This window comes from Paenibacillus sp. FSL R5-0486 (assembly GCF_037975155.1).
Taxonomy (GTDB): Bacteria; Bacillota; Bacilli; order Paenibacillales; family Paenibacillaceae; genus Paenibacillus; species Paenibacillus amylolyticus.
The window spans coordinates 1,043,234-1,061,314 of sequence record NZ_CP150237.1 but is presented as its reverse complement, the minus strand read 5'-3'; the positions used below and the strand labels follow the sequence as shown (position 1 = coordinate 1,061,314).

Here is an 18,081-nt window from a genome sequence, read left to right as displayed (position 1 = left end):
ATCCCCGCCTTTCATCTATATATCAGCTTGAAGTGTAGCTGCAAGTTCCTTCTGTAACTGGTCATCCAGCAGCGTTTCCCGAATCGACATGAATCCCAATCGTTCCGTCCATGCCCATAACGGCTCATCATACCAAGCGGTTTGGCGATACCATTGAAGACAGGCTGATGCGAGTATGGCCGCTTGCACCTCTGTTTCAGCCACCCCAATCAAGCCACCTTGTTTGACCGGATGCTCTGCATGACCGCCTGCGTAGATCTCCCATCCAGCTGGTGAAGCCAGCAAGCCAATATCCTGCACCAGTGCGCTCACCAACGAACCGGGCCCTGGTGCAACTCCCATATTCACCGGCGACGGCATCGCAGCGCCGATCCAACTCTCACGAAGTTGTGCAGCCAACCCCTTGGCATCTCTTGCATAGGATGAAAGCGGGATCTGATCATCCCAGCGCACCTGAACCTCTGAGTGAGCTTCGATCTCTCGAACAACCATCGTTCCACCGGATACCTGTAAGTAATAATGAATTACGGGACGACATACCGTGCAACCAAGCTCCGAACCCCAACCCAGCTTCTGAAAGATCAAAGATATGTCTGGTAGCTCTGTCTCCAGAACATCAATGTTAGCCAGTATTTCCTTCAGTTCTGCATGCCCAAGCGCCGTACAACTGCACACAGGCATTGGAGCAGGTTTATCTGGTGTGGCTACCACGCCAGTACCCCCGTTATTTTTCAGGTTATGCGTATGTTTCAACAGAGCAGCCACCATCGGGCGACAGCCACCGCATGAACCTGACGCCTTGGTCTGCTCCTTCACCTGATCTACCGTCTCGAGACCCTGTTCCTGAATAGCTTTCATAATGGTAGCCTTGGTCACATTGTTGCAGGCACATACGGTTTCCTGAGCGGGTAATGCCGCAGCAGCCATCTCAGCCGGGTCCGGAGCCCCTTCACGCGGAGCCAATTCCGCCACATCTGCGTCCCGTTGCACAAGTCCAAGCAATGCCGTTCCTTCGGTTGTATCTCCAAATAAAATGGCTCCACGCACTTTTCCAGCCTGCATCAGCACTTTTTTATATGTGCCTTGAATGCCATCCAGATGTTGAATTGCGGTCTGCATGCCTTCCCCACTGATCTCACCCGCTGAGAAAACATCAACCCCCGATACCTTCAACTGTGAGTAGGGAATAGATCCTTTGTATTCAGGTGTTTCCTGTCCACAGAGCGTACGTGCGAGCACCTTCCCCTGTTCGTATAAGGGGGCCACCAGACCATAACTGATTCCCCGATGTTCAGCACATTCCCCAACTGCGTAGATATCCGGTACACTGGTGCGCATATAGTCATCTACCATAATTGCCCGATTGGTTGCGATTCCACTTCGTCTGGCCAGATCCACATTTGGCCGAATCCCTACAGCGACAATGACAACCTGAGCTTCAAGCTTGGAACCATCTGTGAAGAGCAGCCCCTGCGCCTGCGATCGTCCGGTGATTTTTTGCGTATTTCTGGCCAAAAGAAAGGACATACCTTGCCCTTCAAGTTCCTCCTGAAGCATCACGGCAGCCTTCTGATCCAACTGCCGGTTCATAATGTAAGGTGCGTTATGGACCACCACAGCTTCCATGCCCAGATGCAGTAACCCGCGCGCAGCCTCCAGCCCAAGCAATCCACCACCAATGACGGCGGCCTTGCGATAGGTTTTAGAATAATCAGACATGCGCGTACAATCGTCAATCGTTCGGAAGGACATGACCCGCTCTTTATCAATTCCCGGAATCGGTGGGATAAAAGGTGAAGACCCTGTCGCCAGAATCAGGACATCATAGGTTTCTTTTAGTCCGGATTCCGTCTCTATATATTTTCCACGGGTATCAATGCGGTGTACCGTTTCACCTGTACATAGCCGTATATGATGCTCGGCATACCAAGTCCAATCATTGATAATGATATCCTGTAACGAATGCTCACCCTGCAATACTTTTGATAACATGATCCGATTGTAGTTGGGACGGGGTTCATTGCCGTAGATTACAATCTCATACGTATCAGGCTCCAGTGCTATAATCTCTTCGACACACTTCACTCCAGCCATGCCATTCCCGATAATCACCAGTTTGCTTCTACTCATGGGCTGCCCCCCTATCTCTCTCTCACCTGAAAATAAACAGAAAAATCCCTTCTCCATGATTCGGAAAAGGGCACCGTTGCCTCCGGAATCCACACGCCTTTGTGTGGATTCATATTAGATTCAGATTAAGGGAATCTCAATCTAATGTCAACTAAATTAACATTAAAAGTGCGAATAACGATTAAAAAATGAATTATTAAAAATATCATGTAATTTTTATTGACATACACATTTTCTCTTGATTATAATTTGAATCAAAATCACAGTGCTGTGATCAACTCAGATGCGGGAACACAATGACGTGTACCGCCTGTCGGCAACGGGGCCGCAAATCGTTCAGATCTGGACGAATTGCGGCCTTTTTCTGCCTTAACAAGCACATAGACAAATCACGAAGATCTCAATTGGATGAGGAGCGATGATGGATGATGGAGAGCAAAAGTTTTTGGAAAAGCGGGCATAAGCCCACCCTCTTCGGGGCGTTTATGTATTTTGACATCAGTTTTATGATATGGGGGATGCTTGGTCCACTCGCAGTTGTCATAGCGTTGGATTATCCGATGACTCCGCTGGAAAAGGCCAATCTGGTCGCATTGCCTATTCTCGGCGGCTCCATCCTGCGCCTTGTGCTTGGCTTCATGTCTGATTATATTGGTCCGAAACTGACCGCACAGATCGGGATGCTCGTCACCTTAGTTCCTTTATTACTCGGCTGGTTATGGGTTGACTCCTTAAGCCAACTGTACGTGGTGGCACTCTTGCTTGGTGTCGCAGGCGCCTCCTTTGCTGCTGCGCTACCTCTGGCAGGCCAATGGTATGGCAAGGAGCATCAGGGTCTGGCCATGGGTATTGCCGGGGCGGGTAACAGCGGAACCGTACTCGCGACGTTGTTTGCTAATCGCTTGGCTACGCATTTTGGCAGCTGGGAAGTTGTGTTCGGACTTGCTATTATACCGATCGTTATTGTATTCATCCTCTTTTCAATCTTTGCCAAGAATAGCCCTAACCGGCCTGAACCCAAGAAATTGTCCCAATATGGAAGTCTGCTTAAACAAAAAGATGCTTGGGTATTCTGTGCCTTCTATTGTGTGACCTTTGGTGGCTTCGTTGGATTATGTAACTATCTCACCATCTTCTTCAACACCCAGTATGGGCTCTCTCCAGTTCGTGCCGCTGACATTACCACCTTCTGTGTAATCGCAGGCAGTTTCTTCCGGCCTGTAGGGGGTTATCTGGCGGACAAAATTGGTGGAACCCGCATGCTAACATTCCTGTACACAGGGGCTTGTGTCATGTTAATCGGAGTATCCTTCATGCCACCGCTTCCTGTTGTAGTAGTCATGTTGTTCCTCGGTATGATGTGTCTGGGAGCCGGAAATGGCTCCGTGTTCCAACTGGTTCCCCAACGTTTCGGCAATGAGATTGGCCTGATGACAGGTATTGTGGGTGCCGCTGGCGGATTGGGGGGGTATGCACTGCCGCTGATTCTCGGTCAACTGTATAGCAGCTATCAATCCTATACACCAGGTTTTGTCATTCTTAGCCTGATTGCAGCAGCTTCCCTGTTCCTGGTTCTCTTCATGCAATCCCGCTGGCGTGTGAGCTGGTTGAGCCGAGGTAACAAAGGCATGGCGGAATCGACATCCCTTTCTTCCTGAGCAACCACTCGGCCGTTAACCAATGGTACGGTGTATGTGGATGATCCCGAAGTCGAAGTAAGCAAAGAACAGCGCAGCCCGATGGGGCTACGCTGTTTTTTCTGCTTAAAGCTGCTTTTTTGCTTAAGATGAATACTTTTGAAGAACAATAACCGCATTATGACCGCCAAAACCAAAGGAATTAGACATCCCAATCCGCAACTCTGCTTTTCTTGCCTCGTTTGGCACATAATCCAGATCACATTCGGGGTCCCTCTGCTCCTGATTGATGGTTGGAGGAATGATGCCATGCCGCAGACTTTGAATAAGTGAGATCGCCTCCGCACCGCCTGCTGCACCAAGCATATGTCCCGTCATGGACTTATTCGCTGTGACCGGAATATCATAGGCACCTGTCCCGAAAAGTTGTTTAATGGCTCTCGTCTCAGACAGATCACCTGCCTCCGTACTGGTGGCATGGGCGTTAATTACATCAATGTCCTCAGGTCCAATCTGAGCTTCTTTCAGTGATGCTTTCATCGCCAGATATGCACCCCGTCCTTCCGGGTGGGTAGCTACCATATGATACGCATCTGAACTGGCACCATATCCAATCACTTCGGCAAGAATATTCGCCCCTCTTGCTAGAGCATGAGACAGTGATTCCACAACCAGAATTCCAGCACCCTCCGCCATGACAAAACCGTCTCTCCCTGCATCAAATGGACGGCTGGCTGCTTGGAACGCTTCATTTCGTGTAGACAACGCTGTCGCATTACCGAAGCTTGCCAGTGACACTTCCGTTACAGCCGCTTCTGTTCCTCCAGCAATAATGACATCGGCTCCGCCATGACGAATTAACCGGAAAGCCTCTCCAATGGCTGTATTGCCAATGGAACAAGCTGTTACTGGCGACAATGTCGGTCCCCAGCAACCAAACCTCATACTGACCATAGCTGCCGCCATATTGGAGATCATCATAGGTACCAGTGTTGGGCTGACTCTCGCAGGTCCCCGTTCTGACAGGATCTTGCCTTGTTCCATCAATGTCTGGATGCCACCTATGCCTGAACCAATATATACACCTACCCGTTCACGGTCCAGTTCATCCATCACAAGACCCGATTGTGATACAGCCTGATCCGTAGCAGCAACAGCAAATTGAACGAATCGATCCATACGCCTTGCTTCCTTGCGTCCAAAACGCTCTTCACCATCAAAATCACGGACCACTCCTGCGATTCTGGTTTTGTACGAAGCTGTATCAAAATGTACTATAGGTGATACACCTGATCTACCCTCAATCAATCCGTTCCAGAATGTATCTACATCATTTCCCAGAGGAGAGATAACTCCCATACCTGTAATCACGACTCGTTCCATGTCCATCCTCCTTCAGCGCTGTTGTCTACCTTACTCTTACGCTCTGCCACTAATAGTGCACTTTTGAATATCCTATTACAAGTTGTCAATTATAATAGTATAATGACTACCATGATAACGAGGATTGAAGGTGATGGATTGAACTACGATGTCAGGTTACAGGCATTGTCCACTTTTCTGAAAACACAGCGTTCCAAAATTTCCCCCGAATCGGTCGGTTTACCCACTGGAAGTCGGAGAAGAACGCCTGGGCTGAGGAGAGAAGAGGTTTCCCAACTGGCAGGAGTGAGTACAACATGGTATACCTGGCTTGAACAAGGTCGGGATATTCAGGTATCCCATTCCGTGTTGGATAACATTGCTTCGGCACTGAGGCTTACTACAGATGAACGAAAATATCTGTTTTCGCTCGCCATGGAGCATCATACGGAGCTACCCACACTGGAAGAAGAACCGGTTCAACTTCACCCTTCCTTGCAGAAAATTTTGCAAGAACTTCACCACTGTCCTACCGTGATCTCGGATCGGCGTTGTTACATTGTCGGCTGGAATGATGCAGCCCGGCATGTTTTTATTGATTTTGAACAGATTGCCCCCGAACAGCGGAATATGATCAGTCTGTTATTTGATCGAAAGGAGTTTCGCAGGCTCGCGGTGAACTGGGAGGATTTTGTTAGCGGATTTCTGGCAATTTTTCGTGCTTACTATGGCCAGTATGTTGATGATGAATGGTATAATTTATTTTTGGATGACATGATGAACAGACATCCCGATTTTCATACCCTTTGGAAACAAAGCAGCGTCAGTAGTGCCCCGGACGTATTAATCGAGTTCAGGCATTCCAAAGCAGGCAAAATGTTGTTTGATCTGACTTCGTTGCAGGTTCAGGGTAGTTCCGATCTGCGTTGCAGTGTCTACACCCCTGCGCCAGAGAGCGCTACCGAGCGCAAATTGATGCGCCTGATCGAGCGTGAAGCTGATCCACATCTTGGCAAGCATTAAATCGGAGTCTCTCACCTTCTCGGAGTCATGTTAGAGCCTTGACATCCTCATGTTGCATGTTTTAAATATCAGGTATATTAAGTAATCCATGGATCTTAGTCCTTCTACAAGAAGGGGGTTCAGAAAGGAATATCATGACGAAAGTGCTTATCATAGAGGACGACAACATGTTAGGCGATACATTATCCTTGTATTTGCAAGGTGAAGGGTATGATGTTATCCGTGTCGATAACGCAAGAGATGGTCTTCTACAGCTTCAAGCGCGGCCTGATATCCTGCTTCTTGACTTGATGCTCCCTGATTCAGGTAATAAGAATCCTAGTTCTCTCATGCGCCAACATACGGCAATCCCCATCATTGTCATCTCTTCCTTAACCGAGGTTTCTGAGCGTATTCGATCATTAACAGACGGGGCTGATGACTATGTATGTAAGCCTTTCAGCATGCAGGAGCTGAAGGCACGTATTGAGGCCGTATTGCGTCGTTACTCTATATTGAACAGCTCTGTTGTCACTGAACAGGAATCCGGAATATCTCTCGATCTGGCCCGAAGAACTGTTTTGTTGAATAACCAGCGCGTGGAGATGACGTTTTCCGAATTTGAGATCATGAAGCTGTTTATCCTCAATCCTGGCAAAGTCTACAGTCGGTATGCCCTGATCGAAGCCATTCGTGGTATTGATGCGTACATTAATGATCGCACCATCGATGTGCACATTACCAAGCTTCGCAAAAAAATTGAGGACAATCCAAAAAACCCCCAATACATTCAAACCATCTGGGGGGTCGGATATAAGTTCACACCTTAAAACAACACAGCTTCATTCCGATCACCATGGCAGGGACTTGGTAATTTTATCAATTTCCTGTTGTACCTTCTCCAATACCAAACGCAGTTCCTCTTCTTTGAACACCGGACGGAACAAGAGCGATTCCAATTGGAGAACTGCACACATCAGGTCCACTGCATGCAGATTCGCAGCTACGCCTCGAAGAGAATGAACACTACGAATGACATCAGCAATCTGTTGTTGCTGATGTTGAATCGCCAGTTTTTTCTGAAACGAGCCATACTCCATTCTGAATTTCGTGAGCGCATATTGCAGAATATGCGGCTTGCCGTCCATCTGTCTGATCGCCTTATCTGCATCAATTCCATTGATCTCCCTTATGCCTTTTAGATCAATCCATATTTCCAAAATGTCTGCGAGCTGTTGTTCATGTATGGGCTTAGTCAGGATGGCATTCATACCTGCTTCAAGATATAATTCATGGTCCCTTTTTAAACCATTCGCTGTAATCGCAATAATAGGTGTACGATCATATTTCCTCATCTTGCGAATGTGCCTTGCTGCATCAATTCCGTTCATAGCTGGCATATAGAGATCCATCAGAATCAGTTCCCATGTTTGTTCGTCCAATTTCTTCAAAACCTCTGTGCCACTGTCTGCCAGCGTCACCTTGAATCCGTTATGTTCCAGCATGGCCCTAATGGCCAGTTGATTGATTTCATGATCTTCAGCGATCAGAATGTGCCCTTTGGATTTAAGCAAGTAGGATTCATCACCTTCTATCATCCGGTTTTTCTCCAATGGCCCTTCACCCTGAAGTGCAAGTAATACTTCGAACAATCCCAGACGTGTAATCGGTTTGATCATCAAGAGATCGGGGCGAAAGGATCTCTCCTCACTCCACAGGGCATTTTCACTAAAAGCATGGGTATAACCCACCATTTGAAATTTGGTTTGATTCATTCGCTTCATGAAACTATCCCATGACGATCCGTTGACGGTCTCCTCTGCATCCATATCCAACATGATCAACATCGAACTTGTCCCATCTACATGATGGACATACCAATCACTTTCCATCATATGGTTCAAGGAAGTATACAGCGTCGAATTCATCCCGAATGAATAGAGCAGTTGCTTCAGATTTGCGCCCATCCGTTCATCATCTTCAATGATAACCACATCATTCGCACCATATAGGAGAGGGTGTGTCTGCAGGGAGAAACTCTCTTCTTCTTCCGAATCTGCAAGTTCAAATATCAAGTCGAATGAAAACAGACTGTACTCTCCCAAAACACTATCCACCCGCAAGCTTCCTCCCAAAGCGGTGACCAGAAGGTAACAGATGACCAGCCCAAGACCAGAGCCACCATATGTTCGATACGTCGAGGGTTCCGCTTGAGTAAACGGGACAAAGAGCCGTTCCAATTGTTCGGGTGACATTCCGATTCCCGTGTCCTGTACCTCAAAACGGACATGAACTCGCTCCGCCTCCAATGAAAGAACCTCTGCCTGCAACGTTACATATCCATGCTCCGTAAATTTAATCGCATTACTGAGCAGATTCAATAACACCTGTTCAAGTCGGAACGGATCACCAATCACCGTTAATGGCAGATCGGGATCGGTTGTAAAAATCACTTCGATATCTTTGTGCCCGATGGCCACACCGATCTGATCTGCCACACGTTTGATCACATCCTCTGGTGAAAAAGAGACCTTCTCCAACATCAGCTTGCCTGCCTCAATTTTCGAAAAATCAAGAATATCATTTACGAGGGAAAGCAAGGTTTGGGAGGACGCATTGATTTTACTCAAATAATCCTTTTGTTGTGGAGATAGATCTGTCCGTTGAAGCAACAACGAAAAGTTGATAATACCGCTCAGTGGGGTACGAATCTCGTGGCTCATGAATGCGAGAAACTCACTCTTTGCCTGGCTTGCTTTGTCAGCCTTAACACGTCTATAGTGATCCGAAATGTCATGAATAACTGCCTTAATTTTCTCACTCGAGTTTAATACTTTAACAGGGGATAGGTGAACCCGAACATGCTGCTCATGACCTTCTCCAACAATAAAACTCAGTTCCGTATCCTGTGCTATTTTGTGATGTAAGGCTTTTTGGAAAACGAACAACCAGGTCTCCAGCTGCTCAATGAACAACAATTCTTCAAGCTGACGCCCAATCACTTCCTGCCTGCCGAGACCGAGAACATCCAGAAATTTCTGATTCACTGACACAATACATCTGTTGTTATCCAAACCGACAAACCAGTCTGCCGACACTCGCTCAAGTGTTCGATATCGCTCTTCACTTTCTTGAATCCTTCGTTTAACCGCTCTGTGCTCCGTAATATCAAGTCCATATCCCACGACATATTTCACCACACCCTCTTCTCGCAGAGGGCGAACGTTCACCAGCGAATAGTAACCTCCATGCTCAATCTCGTAAAAAAAAGATTCCCCTTCCCATGCCCGGTTAAACTGCTTTCGCAGAAATTCTACCTTTTCCTGAGGTAAAATATCCAATGTGCCCAGTTTGTAATCTTGCTTCAGACTACTCATATCCAAGCCCAGTCGGGAGAGCATCTCTCCCTCAAGCACAAGATACTCGAATTTTCCGTTGTGTTTTCGGATTTTAAAAGTAAAACCCGGCTGCATACGAAGCATCTCTAGCATTTCCTGATCCCTCTGAATGACCAATCTCCTATATCGATGATTTTGGTTCAGATAATACAGGAATAATATAACGGAGAGCAGGCAGATACATTGAAAAAAGAGAATCTGCCCCATCATTAGCAGAGAAGGGGAATTGGTCTTTAGTGCAGAAAACTCATACACAGTAATCAACAGCAACGCTCCGGACAACCACTTCTGTATAAATCCCCTGATATACTTAAAGATCAGACATATGGCTACAACAAATAATAACTCTGTCAACGCATACTGCCAGTTCTCCAACAAGGGATTACGCCCCATATTAATCCGAAACATCCACATGAATGCAAAAGTAACGAAAGCAGAGCCACTCCCACCAAAATAAGCAGCAAGCAGATACACAATGGCCCGGAAATTCAACAATGTACCATCCTCAAGCACAATAGAGAAATAATAGAGCGCCGTGCCCAACATGCTCAGCGTAATACCAATAATGATCCGAGTCGTGATGGATGTTGAACGGGTAGCATTTGTATGGTTCAGATAGTGATGAATTAGGAAAACAAAGATCAAAATTAGCGTGAAATTTAATACAAGATCGCGTAGCAAATGGTCACCGTCCACATTACGACTTCAGGATTTCATGCATTCAATGAATGTTGTCAGATTCATGGTCGCAGTTCCTCAGTACACAAATCATAGTATGCCGTGCTCCCTTATTCAATTGACGATATTGACCATTTTTTTGAAAATAATTACTACTTTCAGCTAACATCCCCTTATCACCAAACAACGTTTTTTTTCATGAAAATTCATCATTAAATATGCTGATATAAAAAAGAGAATCATCCAAATGAACCGATGTAATCGTAACTTGGGCTTCCCACACTTCCTGATCAGCCTTCATCAGTTTGGCTACGCCGGACCAGGTCTGATTTCCTCTCCAGTGGGTATCCATTAACAATCGGGCAGGCTGACCTATGGTGCTCTCCCGTGAGAATCCTGTTTTGGTTACATAAACGGAATTCACATCCAGAATCACACCCTCCTCATCTGTAATCATGACCGCATCCGTTAGCAGTAAGAAGGCTTTGAGTTCCAGTTGCATGGTTGTCCACTCCCTCTAATGAAACATGATGTGATGCTGTCCCTGTATGATACTCTCTTCTACGATCCCGTTTAATACTTAAACTGTCTAATCAGACGCTGCAGCTCTTCAGCCAGGGTAGACAAGCCACGAGCCGAGGAAGAAATCTGCTCCATCGCTGCCAGTTGCTCCTCTGAGGAAGCGGCCACTTCTTCGGAAGTTGCGGCGTTGCCTGACGCAATGCCTGCCAACTCATTGGATACAGCAGATACTTCCTGCACACCTGCTGTGATCTCTTGCGATGTGGCAGCAATCTCTTCAATCTGAGGTGTCGTTTCCCGCATGCTATCCAGAATACGTTCAAACTTCCGAATCGCTTCTGTAGAGATGTCCATGCCCTCTCCAACCTCTGAAGTCACCTTCTCCATCATGCGAACGGAAGCAGCCATATCTTCCTGTACCGCCGTAGTCAGCACGGTGATTTCATTGACGGACTGCCCGGATTGCTCTGCCAACTTGCGAACCTCTGCTGCTACAACGGCGAATCCATTGCCATGTGTACCTGCACGAGCAGCTTCAATGGATGCGTTCAGCGCGAGCAGGTTTGTCTGTTTGGCTATATTTCCGATTAACTCCGTGATCGCTGAAATTTGGTGTGATCGTTCATATAACGCCTGAATCAATTGGTTTGTCTGTTCTACTGTCTCTTGAATCGATTGCATCTGACTCACCGTCTGCTTGACGGTGTTGCCGCCTTCTTCTGCTTGTACGGTTGTATGTTTCGCCAAATCAGCGACATGTATGGAACGTTCGGCGATTCTTGTAATACCAATCGTAATTTCATTCATGGCCTGATGGTTATGTTCAATACCTTCGGTCTGTTTCTCCGCACCACTCGCAATTTCTTGAATGGCTCGCGCTACCTGCTCACTGGCTGCACTGGTTGATTCCGCACTCTGAGTCATTTCATCCGATGAGATGACTACCTGACTGGCGCTGTTCTCCACATTTTGAATCAACACACGCAGATTGTGCTGCATTTTGCCAAAAGCCTCACTCAGTTCACCTATTTCATCATGGCTTGTACTTATTATGGTCTGGGTTAGATCCCCTTCGCTCACCTGAATCGCCTGATCCTTCAACTGACGGATCGGTTTAACAATCGATCGCATCACCAGCCAGATGATCAAAATTCCGATGACAAGACAAGAAACGATGACCATAATCGTTCGATTCAGAATAGGTGCAGCGGCATCCTCAACTTCAGAGGAGAACATGGTGCCAGCGACCTTCCATCCCGTGGATGCATTCGTGGCGTAATACATGACCTTATCAACCTGATCAAAGGTATAGTTGAAATTACCGGATTCATTCGTATACACTTGTGTCCAAAAATCTTCTGTTGCATCTGTTCCAGGTTGCATCGTCGGATGATAGATATACTTTTCGCTGGCATCCAGCAGAATCAGATGTCCCTTTTCTCCAACTTTAATTCCGCTAACTAATTGACTAATGTCCGCCAGATTGAGATCCAGTTGGACCACACCAGATTGGTCTTCCAGTGCCTTCGCAATCGTAATGGTAATCTCTTTTGTCTCGGCAGAAATATAAGGGTCTGTAACAATGACCTGCTGTGGAGTACCCATCGCTTCTGTGTACCATGGTCTTGTTCGCGGATCGTAATCTTCAGGCATCTCCGCATCAGAGGACATCAGATACACACCTGCCTCTGTGCCTACACCTATGGTGATGATATCTTTGTTCTGTGCGGCATACCCCTTCAATTCGTTCACAACCCGAACCTCGGCATCTTCTTGACGCAATTGCTCCGCGAGTGTACTCGCATAATATTCAATGTGGTTCCGCTTGGCATTGACTGAAAGATCTATCGTTGCACTGGCAAGGTTCACATTTTCCATCGCACTATGTAAAATTTGCTTCTCCACTTCATCTTTTGCACTGTTATACGATAAAACTCCAATACTTAACGAAGGTATGGCCAGGAAAGCAATAAAGGACACCACCAGCTTGGTCTTAAAGTTCTTATGCATCTTGTTGAACCAGGTCGATTTGCTATTTTTTCGGGACAAATTTCTCTACCTCTTCCAGATAAATTTTAGTTTTACTTGATCTACTTATAAGTTGAACTAGTGATTATTTACACTTGCCACTCCGATGACAGAACAACCGCCAATTGCTGAATGATTCATACAACTTATATAGCTCTTGTATAGCTCTCATAGATTGTAAACCATCTTTTCAAAAAACTAGGTCTCACTTCTTGTGAAAAACACTCTTTACACTACAAAACTCGAACAAATCTCTTAATTTATAATCCAAAAGAACTATTTTCAAACAAATTATACGAAAAAACTATTAAATAAAGTGTTCCGGGGATATGACCAAATTGTTAACTTTCTAAATACTTGTTAATAAGCGAGCGGACGACAAAAAAAAAGATCCAAGCGTTATCGCTCAGATCTAAAGGTTATTTACATTGGACCAACGTATTCTCTATTTAAATGCCGGGATCGCGATATCTGCATATTTCTCTTCGAAGAAGGCTTTGACCTCTGGACCCGCCATGCGTTTAGCCAGCTTCTGGATCGCTTCGGAGTCCTTATTATCCTCACGGGCAACCATGGTGATTGCAAAATGGGAATCATCCTTCTCGGTTAACAATGCATCCTTCTTCGGTGTAAGACCGAGCGGACTGGCATATGCCGGTGTCATGGCTACCAGATCAGCATCATCCACCATGCGAGCCAGCATCAACAAGTCCACTTCCTCAAACTTGAAGTTCTTTGTATTCTCGGTGATGTCTGCCTGGGTGGCGTTAAAACCTGCGCCCTCTTTCAGCTTAATCAACCCGTTCTGCTCCAGCATTACAAGAGAGCGACCAATGTTGGAAGGATCGTTTGCAATTGCAATCGTTGCACCTTCTGGCAATTCCTCAATCGTTTTGTATTTTTTGGAGTAGCCGCCATAGATGGCATTATAGATAGGCTGTACAGCCACCAGATTGGCATTGTTCGCCTCATTATACTGGGTCATGTAAGGCACGTGTTGGAAGAAGTTTGCATCCACTTCCTTGTTCGCGAGTGCCGTATTTGGTTGAACGTTATCTGACAGCACAACAACTTCCAGGTTGACGCCATCTTCCTTCAAAAGCGGTTTAACAATATCCAGTACGTCTGTCATCGGTGGAATCAACGTGGCTACTTTCAGCGTAACTTCTTGTGCAGCTTGTGTATCTTCTTTTGTTCCTTCAGCCGCAGGTGTTTCTTCTTTTTTGCCACAAGCAGCTACAACCAGCATTACTGCAAGCAACATAAGCATCATTTTCACTTTCATTTCATGTCTACCCCTCATCGTATAATCTGTATTGGTTATTCTTAATAATGCAATGCACGGTCCAACCGTTCAGGATCTGCGATCCAGCCAGTGGGACAGTCTGCTACCTGTGAATTGGATCATCTGTACCAGGATAATCATAATGATGATCGTAAATACCATAATCTCCGTTTCGAAGCGCTGATAACCGTAGCGAATGGCAAAATCACCAACACCGCCGCCACCTACAATACCCATCACCGTCGAGTAGGAGATGAAGCTAATCGTAGCTGTTGTGAGTCCCAGTACAAGACCAGATCGTGCCTCCACGTACAAAAACTTCACCACAAGTTGCATCGTCGATGCCCCCATGGAAGAAGCAGCTTCAACCACTCCCCTCGGTACATCCAGCAACGCTTGTTCCACCAGTCTGGCGTAGTAGGCAATGGCAATAACTGAGAGTGGCACGGTTGCCGCCAGCGTACCTATGGACGTTCCCACAACAATCCGTGTGAATGGAATCATGAATACAACCAGCAGTAAGAACGGAAACGAACGAACGATGTTAACGACACTGCCGAGTACAAAGGACAGCGTTTGATTCTGATACCGTTGTCCTCTCCGGAATAAGTACAGCAGTGTACCCAGAGGTAACCCAATCAGAACAGCTGCCGCAATGGAGATACCCACCATAACAAAAGTCTCTCCGATCGCCTGCCATATCTCATGCTGATATTTCAGCACAGACTCAGGTAACCTCATGACTTGTCCTCCTTTTCTGCCTGACGGAACAGAGACGAACCTGTCATCCCGTATTCGTCACCCGCAAGCAAGGAGGTCAACAGATCAGGCTGCGGAGCAGGGATACTGCTCACTTCCGCTTTAGACAACGTACGAACGAGTCGCCCATCCTTCATGACGGATATCCTGTGACATAGTCTGCGAGCCACTTCCATCTCATGCGTTACTACAACAATGGTCACGCCCAGCGTTTCATTGATATGTCGCAGCACATCCAGAATACCGTTCGTGGTCTGTGGATCAAGCGAAGAGGTCGGTTCATCACAGAGCAGCACATCCGGACGACTGGCCAGCGCTCGTGCAATCGCCACACGCTGCTTCTGTCCTCCGCTAAGCTGAGCAGGATATTGCCCCGTCTTGTCTTCCAGTCCAACAAACCGCAGCACCTCAAGTCCACGTTCAACTCGCTGCGCACGGGGCATACCCGCAAGCTCCAATGGCATGCAGACATTGCCACTCACCGTTCGGTTACTGACAAGATTGAAGTGTTGAAAGATCATGCCAATGGATCTTCGTGCCTGACGCAGACTCTGTTCATTCATCTGGGTCAGGTGCTGCCCATTCACAACAACCTCACCATCATCCGGCTTTTCCAACCCGTTGAGCATCCGCAGAAGTGTGGATTTGCCTGCACCACTCGATCCAATGATGCCATGTATTTCTCCTTGTCCCACTTCGAGGGACACCGAGCTTAATGCTTCGAATCCCTGATCTGCACGGGAACCGCGCTCGTTATAACGTTTGCTTACACCATATAATGAGATCATGGAGAGTCCTCCCGTGAATGATCATGCATGGTTCTTCAAGAACACATGAAGAAAGCCCGCACAGCCGATAACCGGAGCGCGAGCAAGCCTGTTCATTTATAATAAATCAACATCCCTTACGAGACAAGCTTTTAAGGTGAGATTGCCTCCTGCAGGCGGCTGGCTTCATATACACGAAAACGTCCGTTGGACGAACCCACATACACTTCATTACCGATCCGGTTAATCATTCCATTCTTCGCATCCCGGTCCCGGTGCTCCGGGTTTCCCATCACAACGTCATGTACACGACCTAACAGTGCTCCATTCTTTTTGTTCATTACGAGCAAATTCTCGTCCATGGGCAACAGCAACTGATCATCAATGACCAGATAACTTCCCTGATTCGTCGGATGCCTTAGTGTTGCAATCGTATCTTTGGTATCCCAGCGCGTCTCCCCCGTTTTATAATCCACAGCCGCCGGGTAGCCATTCTTAATCACATACAACTGATCCTCTTCCACCAGTCCTCGTTCAATCTTGCCCTTGTGCGTCCAGCGTGTTATGCCTGTCTTGGCATCATACAGGGTGGTTGTAAAATCTTCATATTCTCCGTAATGATTGCCATTCTTGTTCTCACGGATCAACAACATGCCATCATTCAGCTCCTCAAATCTCTGTCCTACCCGAGCAGGGAATTGGGCAAGCTTTTTCCCCGTGTTCAGATCAAGCAGAAGCCACTGATTATCTAGTGATAGCCATCTTTCAGCATTCGTGGTTGCAAAGGGATCAAGACGTTCAATTCCACCAGTATATGGATCATTCCAAAATTGTTCTATGGTGGATCGTTTGCCCTTTAAGCTCCATACGGTTCGCCCTGATTGCGGATCGGCTGCAACCAGCTTATTCTTTTCCCAATACAACACATAGGGGTCATCTGCACTCTTGTTCAATAATTCATAACCTGTAGCCAGTTTTCGCGTCCACAATGTTTTTCCGTTTGCACTGTCCAGAACCGTTAACCAACTGTTGCTTGAGCTCTCAACAACCGGGTTATCCACAACCACAACGTTCTTAGCAGCGGTGATGCCATTTAGTCTAAAATTTTGCTTAGGAGTGTACGTCCACATGACCTTTCCGTTCTTCAAGTTCAGATGACGAATACGATCCACGTATTTTTTCTTATCAGGGTCATAATCGGTGTAGATTGTAACGTATTTGCGCTCTGCATCCACCTCTGCCTGCTGTCTTCCAAAACCCCCGTTAATCCCCCATAATTGCTGGCCGGAATGTCGGTCAAGGGCATATATGGAACCTTCGTAGTAACCTCCGCTAAATCCACCGTCATCGCCTTTCATCAGGAGCACGTCATCCGTGGCTGCTTGTAAAAAAGTGTAGTTAATATCCCCCTGGTTGGTCCATACCGGTTTCCAAGGGATTGTCGTTGGCAGTGTTGTGCCATAGATTTTTGTTGTGAACCCATATTCATCCGCCCGACTGATGTTCCAATCGGAAACGACAGCATTTCGATTATCCTGTGGTAGATTCCAGCGTGTCCTGACCACCTTGCCATTCTTGTTGAATGTGACCAGAAATTGTGCATCTTCCCGCTCATATCTCCAGGTCTGCCCAATACTCATTGCATAACCAGTATCATTCAAATTGCTTGAACTCTCTTTCCAATCCGGTTCGCCTAACCACCCAGCCACTTGTTTGGAGGTGATTGCATTGTTCAGCTTCATATCTGTCAGATGGCGTATAACCGAAGTTGGCAGCGATGCCTCCTGAATGAACCAGCCATCAGCCACATTCATCCGCTGTTCTATAGCCTGTGCCTTGATCCAGAAGAGTCCTGGCCGATACGTGAAAGATTCTTTATTCCAGACTCGTGGGGCAATGGAGACCCCATACCAGCCTTTCCACTTTGCAACAATAACAGCCTTATCTGTTAGCGCTTTCTCACTAGACCAAGTTGTAGAACTATCTGGAACCAGATACAACTTGCTGCCTGATTGGAGTGTGAAGCTTTGGGGAGCTGTTTCCGTCATACTTCTGCTCTCCTTCAGTGCATACCAACTTGGCAGCCAAAAGTTTCCATAATCGGTTGACTTAAGCTGCACCCACTCACCTCGAACCGAGGCCAACGTATACTTTTCGTTTTTTGTTGTATAGTATTCAATCCCCAGCTTGTCAGCAGCCACACTGCCGTCCCTTCTGTTTTTGAACAGAGGGATGTCATTAATAAGCGTAACGGTGTCTCCTTGTTTGTAAGCTAACTTTGCAGTTAAGACTTGGGAACTTGCCCCCAATGCTTGTGGCGTTGTAGCCAAAGCTTGTCCTTCAAGGGCGACCATTTTGGAATCCAGCAGCATCCAGCCCGTCAACAGCACAGCTGATAATCCAGTCATGGTAATCCATTTGTACCCCGTTCTCTGCCAGTCAGGACCCGTCTTCACTCTCGTTCATCCCCATTCATTAGAAGTTATTTCCAATAGAGACGCAGTAAAAAGGAA

12 protein-coding genes are annotated in these 18,081 nt (G+C 46.8%); 3 read left to right on the top strand and 9 right to left on the bottom strand.

What is annotated here, in order from left to right:
* Nucleotides 1-15: 15 nt before the first annotated feature.
* Nucleotides 16-2,130, bottom strand: coding sequence for a nitrite reductase large subunit NirB (nirB, locus tag MKY01_RS04760; protein ID WP_315372094.1), 2,115 nt, complete (start codon nt 2,128-2,130; stop codon nt 16-18).
* A gap of 428 nt (nt 2,131-2,558) precedes the next feature.
* Between nirB and MKY01_RS04755 the strand changes: the two genes are divergently transcribed.
* A complete protein-coding gene (locus MKY01_RS04755) occupies nt 2,559-3,788 on the top strand; it encodes a nitrate/nitrite transporter (protein ID WP_076253512.1) in 1,230 nt (409 codons plus the stop codon).
* A gap of 123 nt (nt 3,789-3,911) precedes the next feature.
* Here MKY01_RS04755 and fabF read toward each other — a convergent pair whose 3' ends face one another.
* Nucleotides 3,912-5,150: a beta-ketoacyl-ACP synthase II gene (gene fabF / locus MKY01_RS04750; RefSeq protein WP_076253482.1), complete on the bottom strand. Its 1,239-nt coding sequence runs from the start codon at nt 5,148-5,150 to the stop codon at nt 3,912-3,914.
* Between the two features lie 138 nt (nt 5,151-5,288).
* Here fabF and MKY01_RS04745 point away from each other — a divergent pair, with 138 nt between their 5' ends.
* Together MKY01_RS04745 and MKY01_RS04740 are read left to right on the top strand one after the other, a co-directional pair.
* On the top strand, nt 5,289-6,152 hold the full coding sequence (locus MKY01_RS04745; protein ID WP_036672651.1) for a helix-turn-helix transcriptional regulator: 864 nt from the start codon (nt 5,289-5,291) through the stop codon (nt 6,150-6,152).
* 134 nt (nt 6,153-6,286) lie between these two features.
* Nucleotides 6,287-6,961: a response regulator transcription factor gene (locus tag MKY01_RS04740; protein ID WP_076253483.1), complete on the top strand. Its 675-nt coding sequence runs from the start codon at nt 6,287-6,289 to the stop codon at nt 6,959-6,961.
* 21 nt (nt 6,962-6,982) lie between these two features.
* Here the strand turns inward: MKY01_RS04740 and MKY01_RS04735 are convergent, their stop codons facing one another.
* The 7 genes from MKY01_RS04735 to MKY01_RS04705 form a co-directional block, all read right to left on the bottom strand.
* Nucleotides 6,983-10,225 (bottom strand): response regulator, encoded by a 3,243-nt coding sequence (locus tag MKY01_RS04735; protein WP_339285603.1) that lies wholly within the window; start codon nt 10,223-10,225, stop codon nt 6,983-6,985.
* Between the two features lie 178 nt (nt 10,226-10,403).
* On the bottom strand, nt 10,404-10,709 hold the full coding sequence (locus MKY01_RS04730; protein ID WP_036672654.1) for a PAS domain-containing protein: 306 nt from the start codon (nt 10,707-10,709) through the stop codon (nt 10,404-10,406).
* A 71-nt stretch (nt 10,710-10,780) separates the two neighbouring features.
* On the bottom strand, nt 10,781-12,739 hold the full coding sequence (locus tag MKY01_RS04725; RefSeq protein WP_339287084.1) for a methyl-accepting chemotaxis protein: 1,959 nt from the start codon (nt 12,737-12,739) through the stop codon (nt 10,781-10,783).
* A gap of 463 nt (nt 12,740-13,202) precedes the next feature.
* The gene (locus MKY01_RS04720) at nt 13,203-14,060 is read right to left on the bottom strand and encodes a MetQ/NlpA family ABC transporter substrate-binding protein (protein WP_339285600.1); all 858 of its coding nucleotides are present in this window, start codon (nt 14,058-14,060) and stop codon (nt 13,203-13,205) included.
* Nucleotides 14,061-14,111: 51 nt separating this feature from the next.
* On the bottom strand, nt 14,112-14,783 hold the full coding sequence (locus MKY01_RS04715; RefSeq protein ID WP_339285599.1) for a methionine ABC transporter permease: 672 nt from the start codon (nt 14,781-14,783) through the stop codon (nt 14,112-14,114).
* Nucleotides 14,780-15,589: a methionine ABC transporter ATP-binding protein gene (locus tag MKY01_RS04710; RefSeq protein ID WP_339285597.1), complete on the bottom strand. Its 810-nt coding sequence runs from the start codon at nt 15,587-15,589 to the stop codon at nt 14,780-14,782. The genes MKY01_RS04715 and MKY01_RS04710 overlap by 4 nt, the downstream gene beginning before the upstream one ends.
* Nucleotides 15,590-15,720: 131 nt before the next feature.
* Entirely contained in the window at nt 15,721-18,024 is a 2,304-nt protein-coding gene (locus tag MKY01_RS04705) for a PQQ-binding-like beta-propeller repeat protein (RefSeq protein ID WP_339285595.1), read from the bottom strand.
* Nucleotides 18,025-18,081 lie beyond the last annotated feature (57 nt).